This window comes from Streptomyces sp. 15-116A (genome assembly GCF_025290915.1).
Taxonomy (GTDB): domain Bacteria; phylum Actinomycetota; class Actinomycetes; order Streptomycetales; family Streptomycetaceae; genus Streptomyces.
Map to the genome: position 1 here is coordinate 1 of NZ_JAOCQE010000057.1, position 11,754 is coordinate 11,754.

At 73.7% G+C, this 11,754-nt stretch carries 10 protein-coding genes and 1 pseudogene; 7 read left to right on the plus strand and 4 right to left on the minus strand.

Annotated features, from left to right (window positions below; genetic code table 11):
• Positions 1–1,159: pseudogene (locus N4P33_RS12815) on the plus strand (peptidase); the annotation flags it as partial.
• Between the two features lie 75 nt (positions 1,160–1,234).
• Here N4P33_RS12815 and N4P33_RS12820 read toward each other — a convergent pair.
• Complete coding sequence (locus N4P33_RS12820; RefSeq protein WP_260826515.1) at positions 1,235–1,687, minus strand: hypothetical protein; 453 nt, start codon at positions 1,685–1,687, stop codon at positions 1,235–1,237.
• Between the two features lie 235 nt (positions 1,688–1,922).
• On the opposite strand from N4P33_RS12820, the gene N4P33_RS12825 reads away from it, so the two are divergent.
• The gene (locus tag N4P33_RS12825; protein ID WP_260826516.1) at positions 1,923–3,566 is read left to right on the plus strand and encodes a translation initiation factor 2; all 1,644 of its coding nucleotides are present in this window, start codon (positions 1,923–1,925) and stop codon (positions 3,564–3,566) included.
• Here the strand turns inward: N4P33_RS12825 and N4P33_RS12830 are convergent.
• From N4P33_RS12830 to N4P33_RS12840, 3 genes are all read right to left on the minus strand, one after another.
• A complete protein-coding gene (locus N4P33_RS12830) occupies positions 3,563–5,518 on the minus strand; it encodes a tetratricopeptide repeat protein (protein WP_260826517.1) in 1,956 nt (651 codons plus the stop codon). The genes N4P33_RS12825 and N4P33_RS12830 overlap by 4 nt on opposite strands.
• Positions 5,519–5,632: 114 nt before the next feature.
• Positions 5,633–6,730 carry an alpha/beta hydrolase gene (locus tag N4P33_RS12835; RefSeq protein ID WP_260826518.1) on the minus strand — a complete coding sequence of 366 codons (1,098 nt, stop codon included), beginning with the start codon at positions 6,728–6,730 and terminating at the stop codon, positions 5,633–5,635.
• On the minus strand, positions 6,727–7,284 hold the full coding sequence (locus N4P33_RS12840) for a quercetin 2,3-dioxygenase (protein WP_260826519.1): 558 nt from the start codon (positions 7,282–7,284) through the stop codon (positions 6,727–6,729). Before N4P33_RS12840 ends, N4P33_RS12835 begins: the two co-directional genes overlap by 4 nt.
• 92 nt (positions 7,285–7,376) lie before the next feature.
• Here N4P33_RS12840 and N4P33_RS12845 point away from each other — a divergent pair, with 92 nt between their 5' ends.
• The 5 genes from N4P33_RS12845 to N4P33_RS12865 all read left to right on the plus strand — a co-directional run bounded on the left by N4P33_RS12845 (position 7,377) and on the right by N4P33_RS12865 (position 11,736).
• Entirely contained in the window at positions 7,377–7,814 is a 438-nt protein-coding gene (locus N4P33_RS12845; RefSeq protein ID WP_260826520.1) for a MarR family winged helix-turn-helix transcriptional regulator, read from the plus strand.
• A 197-nt stretch (positions 7,815–8,011) separates the two neighbouring features.
• On the plus strand, positions 8,012–8,152 hold the full coding sequence (locus tag N4P33_RS12850; protein ID WP_260826521.1) for a hypothetical protein: 141 nt from the start codon (positions 8,012–8,014) through the stop codon (positions 8,150–8,152).
• Positions 8,149–8,316 (plus strand): alkyl sulfatase C-terminal domain-containing protein, encoded by a 168-nt coding sequence (locus N4P33_RS12855; RefSeq protein ID WP_260826522.1) that lies wholly within the window; start codon positions 8,149–8,151, stop codon positions 8,314–8,316. The genes N4P33_RS12850 and N4P33_RS12855 overlap by 4 nt, the downstream gene beginning before the upstream one ends.
• A 158-nt stretch (positions 8,317–8,474) precedes the next feature.
• Positions 8,475–10,073, plus strand: a complete 1,599-nt coding sequence (locus N4P33_RS12860; protein ID WP_260826523.1) for an alpha/beta hydrolase — start codon at positions 8,475–8,477, stop codon at positions 10,071–10,073.
• Between the two features lie 157 nt (positions 10,074–10,230).
• Positions 10,231–11,736 carry a carboxylesterase/lipase family protein gene (locus tag N4P33_RS12865; protein WP_260826524.1) on the plus strand — a complete coding sequence of 502 codons (1,506 nt, stop codon included), beginning with the start codon at positions 10,231–10,233 and terminating at the stop codon, positions 11,734–11,736.
• The last annotated feature ends 18 nt before the right edge of the window (positions 11,737–11,754 follow it).

An 11,754-nucleotide genomic window follows, 5' to 3' on the forward strand; every position in this document is an offset into this window, starting at 1 on the left:
GCAGCCGCGCGCCGGATTCAGCGGCGCCGCCCTGCCGACGCTCGCCGTCCCGGCGGACGAGGCCCGCGCGCTCCTCGACGAACTCGCCGACGGCGAGGTGAACCTGCGCTGGAAGGCCACCGCCAAGAGCCCCTACGTCTACAACCTCTCCTTCCCCGAAGGCGGCCCGATCGGCGGCGACCGCACCTACCGGGTGCGCGACGAGCGGCTCGGCACGGTGGAGTCGACGTACCACGCGATGGGCGTGCAGGGCGACTTCCTCGACAGCACGGGCGCCCACCGGCCCGACGGCACCGCCGCCTACCTGGGCTTCAACGCCCCGGTCGCGGTGCCCGGCAAGCGCACCGAGTTCTACTCGGCGGGCGACACCGCCTGGGACCACATCGTCTCCAGCAGCTTCCCGTGGGGCGAGGCGATGATCGACCAGCGGCGCACCTACCGGCCCGGCAGCGAGCGCTCGGAGCGCTGGTACGACGGTGTCGTGGCCCCCACCGCACCGCGCGACACGGCCGGCAAGCCGGTCCTCGCCGCCGAGCGGCAGGGCAATCTGATCGGCTTCGCCTCGGCGATGTGGGGCGACGGCACGCACTACGCGCAGGCCGGGTCCTTCGGCGACATCGGGAACCTGGTGCTGCGCAAGGACGGTGAGGAACTCGGGCAGAGCGGTTACCCGTTCGGGGTGTTCGAGGTGCCGGCCGGGGAAGCCACCTACGAACTGGAGCAGAACATCGCGAAGATCGGGTCGCCGGCCCGGGTGTGGGAGCGGTCGCAGCAGGTGCGGACCGTCTGGACGTTCCGCTCGAAGCTGGACGAGGGCCAGTACTCGCAGGGGCTCGGCATCCTCTTCCCGCGCTACGAGCTGCCCGAGGACGGCATGAAGACCGTGCCCGCGAAGGACGGTGTGCGGATCGGGCTGAGTGTCACCGGGCATGCCGGGTACTCCCCCGGAAAGCTCACGGCCGCGAAGCTGTCGTACTCCTACGACGAGGGCGCGACCTGGACCGAGGCGGACGTCTCGCTCACGGCGAGCGGCGCCACGGCCACGGTGAACCACGCGCGCGCGGCCGGAAAGCAGGTCTGGCTGCGGACCGAACTCACGGACGCCGACGGCAACTCGGTACGGCAGACCGTGTCCCGCGCCTACGACGTGCGCCCGTAGCACGGCCGTAGGCACCGAAGCCGGTCCGCCGGGTGGCCTTCCTGTGGGGGGTGGGGCGCCCGGCGGACCTCTCGGCTACGCGGCCAGCGCCTTCTGCGCCTCCTCGACGAAGGCCCGGCGCGCCTCGTCCACTTCGTCGACGGTGTAGCTGCCGCGGAGTCGGGTCACCAACTCACCTGCGGCGCAGGCGGTTTCGGGCGGGCCTTCGAGGAGGACGGCAGCCAGGGCGCGGTGCAGCTGGGACCGGTCGGCGGGCTGGCCCTCGCCGGTGCGGAGGGTGAGGGCGGTGGCCTCGGCGGCTTCGAGGAAGCGGACGTAGGCCTGGCGGCGCCCGTCCAGAAGGCGGGTGGCGCGCTGCTCCTCCAGGGTCATCCGTACGGTGTCCAGGACCGCGTCCGCCTGACGGTCACCGGCGTGCCGGGCGGCCTCCGCCTGGCGGCGGCCGGCGCTCCGGGTGAACCAGCCGGTGACCAGGCTGCCGAGCAGCGCCGAACCGGCCGCGATCAGCCCCACTCCCCATTCAGTCATGGGCCCATTGTTCCGTGCGGGCCCCCGGGTACCATGCGCGCATGCCGTCGGACGAGATACCTGCCCCTATCTGCGAAAACGACGGCTCCGGACGCACCGCGCCCGGTAAAATGGACACTCGGGTCGACGGTCGACGGTCGACGGTCGACGGTCGACGGTCGACGGTCGACGGTCGACGGTCGACGGTCGACGGTCGACGGTCGACGGTCGACGGACGACGGACGACAGGCGGCGTGTGTTGTTCGCGGCTCGGTCGGCGACCGCGCTGCACCGGCTGCTCGACGTCCTTCCGGTGTTCGCCGGAGACCACCGGATCAGCCGCCACTTCACGCTCGTCCCCGGCTCCGAGTTCGGTCTCGACGCGCTGACCGCCGTCGAGCGGGCGGGTGCCCGCACCATCCCCTGGGACCAGGCGCGCGGCCAGGTCCACGACGTGATCCTCGCCGCCAGCCCGAAGGGCGACGTGGGTCTTCTGCACGGCCCCTGTGTGCTGTTGCCGCACGGCGCCGGCTTCGGCAAGACCGTGCCCGGCGAGGGTTCCGGACCGGCCACCCCGTCCGGGCTCGATCCCGCCCGCCTGCTCCTCGGTGACCGCCCCCTCGCCGCCGTCCACGCCCTCGCGCACCCCAGCCAGGTCAGCCGTATCGCCTCGTCGAGTCCCCGGGCGGCGGCCGCGGCCACCGTCATCGGGGACCCCACCCTGGATCGCATGCTGGCCTCGCGTGCCCACCGGGAGCGCTACCGGCGGGCGCTGGGCACGGGGGCGCGCACGCTGGTCGTCCTCACCTCCACCTGGGGACCGGAGTCCCTGCTGCGGCAACGGCCGGAGCTGGCGGCCGAGTTGGTCACACTGCTGCCGTACGACAGTCACCAGGTGGCACTGATCGTGCACCCCAATGAGCGCAGCCGCCTCGGCTCCTTCGAACTGGCCGAACGGCTGGCCCCCGCCCTCGACGCGGGCCTAATCCTGCCCGGCCCGTACGAGGAGTGGGCGGCCGTTCTGATCGCCGCCGACGCGGTGATCACGGACCACGGGTCCACGGCGCTGTACGCGGCCGCGCTGGACCTGCCGCTCATCGGTGCCTACGACGGTGGCCGCGAGCTCGTGCCGGGCAGCCCGATGGCCGAGTTCCTCGCCCGCGGCCCACGGCTGGAGCGGCACGCGCTGGACGCCGGGGGTCTTCGTGTGCTTCTGAGCGGCCACGAGCCCGAGTTGATCCGCACGGTCGCGGAGTCGGCCTTCGCGGAACGCGGCCGGGCGCTGGAGCTGCTGCGCAGCGAGGTGTACCGGCTGCTGGACCTGGCCCCGCCCTCGGCACCGGTCACCGCACGCGTCCTGCCTGCTCCCCGTACGACCGCGCTGCGCACGCCGGGCGCCTTCGCGGTACGCGCCGACGTCGCGCGAGACACCGTCCGGGTGGAGCGCTTCCCCGCGCAACGCCCAGGCCCGTCTCACCACTTGGCCGCCGAGCACGGCACGGCCGGTGAGCGGCACGCCCAAAGCGCCGCCGTCCTGTTCCGCCGTGCCGCACCGCCCGCCCAGGGCGCGCCGTACGAGGTGGCGTGGACGGCTGCCGGCTGGACCGAGCACATCCTGGACTCCTACCCCGGCTGCCGTACTGCCGCCGCCGTGCTGTCGCCTTCCCGCTGCCTGGTCCAAAACCGGGCGGGACTGCTGCTCTCCGTCCGCATCGAGCCGTGCGGGGAGGGCGGACGCGTCGTGACCACCGATCCGGCCGCCGTGGTCAGCGCCGTCCACGCCTGGCTCTGGGCCGGGCGGGCGCGGGTGCCCGCCATGCTGCGGTGCGAGATCGGCGGGCGCACGTACGAGGTCGGGCTCGCCGAGGCGACCGAGGAGGAGCGGGCGCTCGGCCTCTAGGTCAGGCCGCCGTTGCGTTCCCGGATGGCCTGGGCTGCCGTGCGGTGGCGGTGGGCCTCCTCCTGGTGGCCGGTGTCGTCGGCCAGGGTGGCGAGGGCCGTCAGGACGCGGGCCTCCTCGTGCTCGGCGGCGCGGTCGCGTGCGCCGGTCAGCGCCGCCTCGTACAGGTCGCGTGCCGCGTCGTGGCGGCCGAGGCGGTGCAGCGCGGTGCCGAGGGCGAAGCCGGTGCGTGCCGTCATGCGTGCCCGTCCCAGCTCACGGGCCTGGGCGTGGGCGCTTTCGAGGAGTTCGGCGGCCCGCTGGAGGTCGCCCACTTCGGCGACGGCCTGGCCGAGGCGGTAGGTCTGGAGCATGGCGCCGTAGGTGTTGCCGATCTCGCGGTGTACGCGCAGGGACGCCTCGAACTCCGTGGCTGCCCGGGCCCAGTCGCCCTGCGCGGCGTGCAGGCTGCCGGTGAACTCGCGGACGGACGCGGCCAGTTTGCGCTCGCCCGGCGAGTGGCCGAGGGAGGCCGCCGCAGTGCGGGCCTGGGTCATCTCGTGGCGCGCCTCGTCGAAGCGGGCCTGTTCCCAGAGCGGGCGGGCCAGTTGGCAGCGCATGCGGATCAGGGCCCGGGTGTCCTCGGTGCGCTGGGCCGCATGGACGGCGGTGCGGAAGGCGTCGGTCACGTCGGCAGGGTGCGGGTGGTCGAGGTAGTGGGTCCACAGGGGTTCGCACAGGGACCAGGCCTCGGTGTCCAGGCCGAGGGCGTGGGCGGTGCGGACGCAGGCGAAGAGGGCGTGGCGTTCGTCCTCCAGCCAGCCCAGTGCCCCGGCCGGGGTGGCGAACGGCACGTCGGAGGTGCCGGGGAGCGGCGGTACGGGGGGTGCGAGGGTGAGGCGGGTGCCGGCGGCTACGGCGTCGGCACGCTGGGCCTGGCGCAGGTACCAGCGCACGATACGCCGGGCGCCCTCGGCGGCCTCCGCCTCGTCGCCGTGGCGGGCCGCGCAGCGTGCGGCGTGGGCCCGGAGCAGGTCGGGCAGGCGGACGCGCGCGCTGCGGGTGTCGAGTAAGCCGGCGTTCTCCAGTTCCTCCAGGGCGTCGTCTGCCGCGTCGTGTCCCCGGCCGAGCAGGGCCGTCGCGGCGTCCGGGGTGAGCGAGGCGCCGGGGGCGGCGGACAGCAGCCGGTAGAGGAGGGCGGCGTGCGGGCCGAGGGTACGGTACGCGGCGTCCCAGACCCGTTCGACCATGGGGAGCCCCTTGTCGTTCAGCTCGGCCGTGAGGTCGGTGAGCAGACGGGCCAGCGGGCGGCGGCGGTGGCGGCGGATCCATCGGCCGGCCACGTGCAGGGCGGCGGGCAGCCCCGAGCACAGGCCGATCAGCCCGGCCGCCGCTTCCGGCTCGGCGTCGAGGCGGGGGTCGTCGACGAGGCGGCGCAGCAGCTCCCGCGCGTGCGGGTCGTCGAGGGGGGCGAGTTCGAGTTCGGTGACCGCGCCGCTCTCGAGGTCGTACAGCGGCCCGTGGCTGGTGACCACGACCAGGCCGGCGCCGGACGCCGGGAGCAGGGGGACGACCTCGCTGCCGTAGCGGGCGTTGTCCACCACGACGACGAGGCGTTTGCCGTCGGTGCGTTCCCAGTACTGGCGGCAGCGGGCCTTGAAGGTGTGGCCCAGCCACTCGGGCGAGACGTCGAGGGAGCGCAGCAGGTCGCCGAGCGCGTCGGAGACCTCGACGGCTCCGTCGCGGCGGAGTTCGTCGAGGTCCACGTAGAGCACGCCGTCCGGGTAGCGGTCGCGGACCGCGCGGACGATACGGAAGGCGAGCTCCGTCTTGCCCGTGCCGCCCAGGCCGCTCAGGGCCAGGCACAGCGGCCTGGACTGTCCGTCCCAGCCCGCGACGGCGCGGAAGGCGCGCGCCTGCTCCTCCTCGCGGTCGACGAAGTGCGCCGTTTCCGGGGGAACCTGATAGGGCATCGGCGCGGTCTCTCCCAATCGTCGCGGCGGCGGCCGGCAGCCGGAGCTACGTCGCCAACTCTACGGGGGATCTTGGCGATTGGGGTGAGGGCCGGGGCGGGCCGGGGGCCCGGTTCAGGTCACGCGACGGGCGGCGAAGGCGAGGGAGCGGGTGAAGATCTCCTCGACCCGGTCGTCGGGGAGGTGGTGCCAGCCGTGGTCGGCGCCGTCCACCGTCCACAACTCGGCGTCGGCTCCCGCCTGTTCGAGTGCGGCGGCGAGGGAGCGGCTGTGGGAGCAGTCGACCATGGTGTCCTGCTCGCCGTGGACGAGGAGGAACGGGGGCGCGACGGGGCGGACCTGAGCGACCGGGCTGGCCTCGCGGGCGCGCTCCGGGGCGGCGGCGGGGGCCGCGCCGAGCATGCGGGCCTCCGGGGTTTCGGGGTTCTCGGGGGTGAACCCGCCGCGCGGTCTGGTCAGGTCGCTCGGCCCGTACCAGATCACGGCACCGGCGAGTGCCGGGTCGGTGTGGGTGAGGGCGAGGAGGGAGGCGAGGTGTCCGCCGGCGGACTCTCCCCAGACCACCGTACGGGCGGTGTCGACGCCGAGTTCGGCGGAGCGCAGGGCGAGCCAGCGCAGTGCGGCGCGGAGGTCGTCGAGGGGTGCGGGGAAGGTGGCCTCGCCGCTGAGCCGGTAGTCGACGCAGGCGACGGCGAAGCCCTCGGCGGCGATACGGGCGAAGGGGCGGGGCTTCCAGTGGCGGGTGCGCATGCCCAGGTCGTCGCGGCGCCCCCGGCGCCAGGCGCCGCCGTGCACGTACAGCACCAGCGGGAGCGGGCCGGTCTCGTCACCCTCGGGCCGCCACAGGTCGAGCTCCAGCGGCCGGCCGCCGTCGATCTCGGCGTAGGGCACGCCGCGCGTCTCGCGCACGCCGGGGGCGGCCGGGGCGGAGGGCGGCAGGGGGGCGTAGTCGGGGTGCGGGGCGGCGATGAGATCGCGGACGCTGGGCTGGGGCCTGACGGACTCAGACGCGGCGGACTCAGCCGCGGCGGACCCCCGCCCGGCGATCTCGGGCGCAAGGTGCCCCGCGCCGGTGAACTCGGACCCGGCGGACCCCCGCCCGGCGAGCTCGGGCGCAGTCTGCCCCGCACCGGTGGGCTCCGGACCGGTGGGTTTCGGCCCCTTGAACTCCGGCCCCTTGACCTCTGGCTCATTGAACTCCGGCGTGGTCATCGCGTGCGCCACTCGTGGTCGGGCAAAAAGCGCACGTCGAAGCGTTGGGGGACGGTGCCGAACTTGTGGGGTTCGGGGACCAGGGGCTCGTGCGGCAGGCCGAGCCGCTCGGTGGGGGCGCCCAGGTTCTCGAAGAACCGCTCGAACGTGCCGCCGGGGCCCGCGGCGACGCCGACGACCTGGCTGTGGTGGCGCTCCATGCGGTAGGCGTGCGGGCAGTTCTTGGGGACGAAGCCGAAGTCGCCGGGGGTGAGCAGCCGTTCCTGCTGCTCGCCCTCGGTGTCCTCCACGAACAGCCGGACGGCGCCCTGGGTGACGTAGAAGACCTCGTGGGTGTCGACGTGCAGGTGGGCGGGGACGAGGTCGCTCTTGGGGCCCTCGACGGTGAAGAAGTTGAAGGTGTTCTCGGTCTGCTCGCCGCCCGCGTAGACGGTGATCAGGTCGCCGAAGAGGTGGGCGCGGTCGCCGTGGCCCTTCTCGATGACGTAGGGCTTGCCCGGTTCCGCGGGGATGCGTGAGGCCCTCCGGTGGCGGGTGGCGTACTCCATGGTCATGCGCTGCTCCTTCGCCTCGGACCGCCTACTATGTCAGGCAGCCTGACATGAGAGAGTGGCGGGAAGCAAGCACGGGACACGAAGAGGAGCCGATGAAGTCCACCCGCCGCCCTCTCCCCCAGCTGCTCGGTGACGCCCGGCGCTGGTTCGAGGAAGGTCTGCTGACGGCGATGGAGGCGGCCGGGGCGACGCCGGTGACCCCGACCCAGACACAGCTGTTCGCCGTGCTGGACGAGGAGGGCACCACGGTGTCCGAGCTGGCGCGGCGCATGGGCGTCACCCGGCAGACCGCCCACCAGGCCGTGCACGGACTGGTCGCCGCCGGGCTCCTCGAACAGGCCCCGGACCCCACCTCCGCCCGCCGCCGCCTGATCCGCCGCACCCCCGAGGGGCAACGGGCCCACCGCCAGGCGGGCGCCGTCCTGGACCGCCTGGAGGACGAACTCGCAGCCCGCATCGGCCGCGACGCGGTGATCGCGCTGCGGGCGGCCCTGGAGACACCCTGGGGGCGCCCACCGACGCTGGGCTGAGGGCGTGCCTGGGCCGCGCGGCACCGGGGGTGAGGAGGAAGAGGTGGCAGGGTGACCGGCCTCTCGTTCCGGCGGAGGGCCGGGTGACCGGCCCCTCGTCCCGACGGAGCAGCCCTGCTGGCGGCCGAGTGAGACCCCCGGCACCGTGGCTGTGGGGTCCGTGCCGGACCGCCGCAGCTCTGCGCGAGGGGAACGGGATGACCGAGATGATCCAGGCCAAGCCGGCCGAGGCGGCGATCGGCGAGGCCCACGACGAGGTGCGGCGGCGCTTCCCCCTCGACGACACCCAGGATCTCGACGACGCCCGCCGCGGCTTCCTGGGCACGGCGTCGAGGTGACCTTCGACGAGGCCGGCCTGCGCGCCGTCCTGCTGGGCCAGGTCTCCCCCACCGAACTGGCGGCACAGGGCCGCGCCCGCACCTCCGGCGACACCGCCGGACTCGGCGAACTGTTCAGCCACCTCACCGCCCCGGACCCGGACTTCGCGATCGTCACACCCTGAGGGCAGAGTCCTCGCCCCTTCGAGCGCCGTACGCTCCCCTCGCCATGGACGCGTACGGCGCTCGCGTGCGGCTCCCGAACCGCGCCCGGTGAAGCGCCCGTTCCCCCGGATGGATGCGAGGCCATGCGGCGGGTCGGGCCCGGCCGGAGGCTGGGCGCATGCGAACAAGACCTGCGATATCGGCTGCTGCCCTGCTCTCCGGTGCCGTCCTGCTCTCCGCCTCCCTGGCCGCCTGCGGCCGGGCGGCCGGTGACGGTGCCACAGCCCGAGGCGGCGGCGACGGCAACGACCGCGGGCGGCTCTGGGCGCAGTCCCTGGTGTGGAAGGACTGCCCCGCCCCGTCCCCCCTTCAGGGCGCAGGTGAGGCGCCCGAGCCGCTGCCGGACGGCACCCGGTGGCAGTGCACCACCATGCAGGCCCCCCTCGACTGGGACCGGCCCGACGGCGAGACGACGGACATCGCCCTGATCCGGGCACGCACGGGCGCGGACGCCGGCGAGCGGATCGGCTCACTGCTGTTCAACTTCGGCGGCCCAGGCGAGTCCGGCGTCGCCACCCTGCCCGCCCTCGCCGGCGCCTACGAGAAGCTCCGCGACCGCTACGACCTGGTCAGCTTTGACCCGCGCGGCGTCGGCAACAGCAACGGCGTCACCTGCCTGGACGCCGAGGAGCAGGAGGAGATGTCCGAGCGGGACGACACCCCGGACGACGGCGACGACGAGGTCAAGGCGCTGCTGACCGCCAAGCGGGAGTACGCGGCGGCCTGCGAGCGCGAGTCGGGCCGGATGCTGCCGCACGTGGGCACCGAGGACGCGGCCCGCGACATGGACCTGATGCGGCACCTGCTCGGCGACGACAAGCTGCACTACTTCGGCATCTCCTACGGCACCGAACTCGGCGGCGTATACGCCCACTTGTTCCCCCGCCACGTCGGCCGTGCCGTCCTGGACGGGGTCGTGGACCCCACCCAGAACCAGCTCGAGGAGTCACTGGCGCAGACCGCGGGATTCCAGCTCGCCTCCACTCACTTCGCCCAGTGGTGCGTACGCACCGGCTGCTCGCTGGGCGAGAGCCCCGAGGAGATCCAGGCGCTCGTCATGGAGCTGGAGGAGAAACTGGACGACAAGCCGCTGCCCATCGGCGACCAGGTGCTCACCGGTTCCCTGCTGCTCGACGCGATCGTCCAGAGCCTCTACCTGGAGACCGCCTGGCCGGCCCTGGAGGTCGGCCTGGAGCAGGTCGCGGAGGGCGACGGCGACACCCTGCTGAACCTCGCCGAGGCCCTGGGCGCGCGCGGCAGTGACGGCACCTACAGCGACCAGCAGGACGCGCAGACCGCCATCACCTGTGCCGACCGCAGCGACCGCTACACCGTGGACGAACTGCTGAAGAGGGCCCCGCAGTTCGAGGCGGCCTCGCCCCTCTTCGGCGCCACGATGATGTGGGGCGCCCTGCAGTGCACCGGCTGGCCGGTCCCCGGCAAGGCCGAACACCCCGACGTCCGCGCACCCGGGGCACCGCCCATCCTCCTCGTCGGCAACACCGGCGACCCCGCCACCCCCTACGAGGGCGCCGCCCGCATGGCCGAGCAGCTCGGCAAGGGCGTCGGCGTGGAACTCACGTACAAGGGCGAGGGCCACGGCGCCTACAACTCGGGCAACACCTGCGTCCAGAACAAGGTCAACACGTACTTCCTCGACGGCAAGCTCCCGGCACCCGGGACCGTGTGCGAGCACGAGTCCCCGACGGGTAAGTGACACGTCCGAAGGCTCCGAAGCGACCGACGCGGCCGAGGGATCACTGATCCCCCGGCCGCGTTTCACGATCCTGCGCTGCTGCCCGCCGACATGCGTGTGCTGACTGCGCCGGCGGCGCATAGGGTCGTCCGAGGCACGACGAGAGGCAGTCACTTCCTTGGAAACCTTCACGACGAGCAACGGTCCCGTCAGGGGTTTCCGAGCCGCCGCCGATGTCGTCGCCGTCCTCGGCATCCCGTACGCCGCCCCGCCGTTCGGCGCGAACCGGTTCCGGGAACCCGTTCCCGCGCCGACCTGGACGGGCGTGCGGGACTGCACGGCGTTCGGCCCCGTCGCACCGCAGTCGGCGCGGTTGTCCGGCGCACCCGCGTGGTCGCCCGGTGACGAGGACATCCTCACCCTGAACATATGGACCCCGGCCCCCGGCCCCGAGGGCGGTCGTCTGCCCGTCCTGGTCTGGATCCACGGCGGTGCCTACACCTTTGGCTCCTCGGCCCAGCCCGACTTCGACGGCACGGTACTCAGCCGCGCGGGCCTGGTCGTGGTCACCCTCAACTACCGCCTGGGGTTTGAAGGTTTCGGCCATGTCCCCTCCACCGGCCGGGCCGCTCATCCGGACAACCGCGGTCTGCTCGACCAGGTCGCGGCCCTGCGCTGGGTCCGTGAGAACATCGCCGCCTTCGGCGGTGACCCCGGCAAGGTCACGATCGCCGGCCAGTCCTCCGGGGCCGCCTCGGTGGCCTGCCTGATGGTGATGGACCGTGCCCGGGGTCTCTTCCACCGGGCCATCGCCCACAGCCCCGCCAGCCCCTGCTACCCGCTCGACGTCGCCGCGGCGACCACGCGCGAGGTCGCCGCGGCAGCGGGCTGCCCCGCCACAGCCGAGGGTCTGGCCTCGGCTCCCGTGGAGTCCCTGGTCGCCGCCTCCGACCAGGTGACCGACGCCTACCGGCGCGACCCCGGCTCCGGCTCCCGCCACTACGACCCTGCGCTCTACGCGCCCGTCCTGGACGGCGACGTCCTGCCCACCGACCCGCTGACGGGCATCGCCGCCGGTGCGGCCCGGGACGTGGAGCTGCTGGTCTGCCACACCACAGAGGAGTACTGGCTGCTCGACGCCGTCGGCAGCAGCGCGAAGATCACCACCGAGGAGCAACTGGCCCGCTTCGCAGCCGACTTCGGCCTCCCCGACGGCCTGGTGGCCGGCTACCGCGCCGCGATGCCCCACGCCCCGGTGCTCGACGTCTACCTCGCCGTCTTCGGTGACGTGATCTTCGGCGAGTACAGCAACCGCCTCGCCGAGCGTCACGCCGAAGCCGGCGGCCGGGCGTACCTCTCCCGCTTCGACCGTCGCCGCACCGGCCCGGACGGCCTCGTGCGGCCCTGGCACTGCGCGGACATCCCCTTCGCCTTCGGCACCCTCGACACCGACTGCCTGGCCTTCCTCATCGGCGGACCACCCACGCCCGCGGACCACCGGCTGTCCCACCGCATGGTGCGTGCGTGGACCGGCTTCGCCACCACCGGAGATCCGGGCTGGGCCCCGGTCACCCCGTCCACCGGTCACGCCGAGGTGTGGAGCACCGACGACACCACCGTGGACACCACCCCCGCGCCCCGCGACCTCTGGGCCAAGGCGGACTTCCCCCTCCTGCGCCCATGAACCGCCTCGCAGAACTCG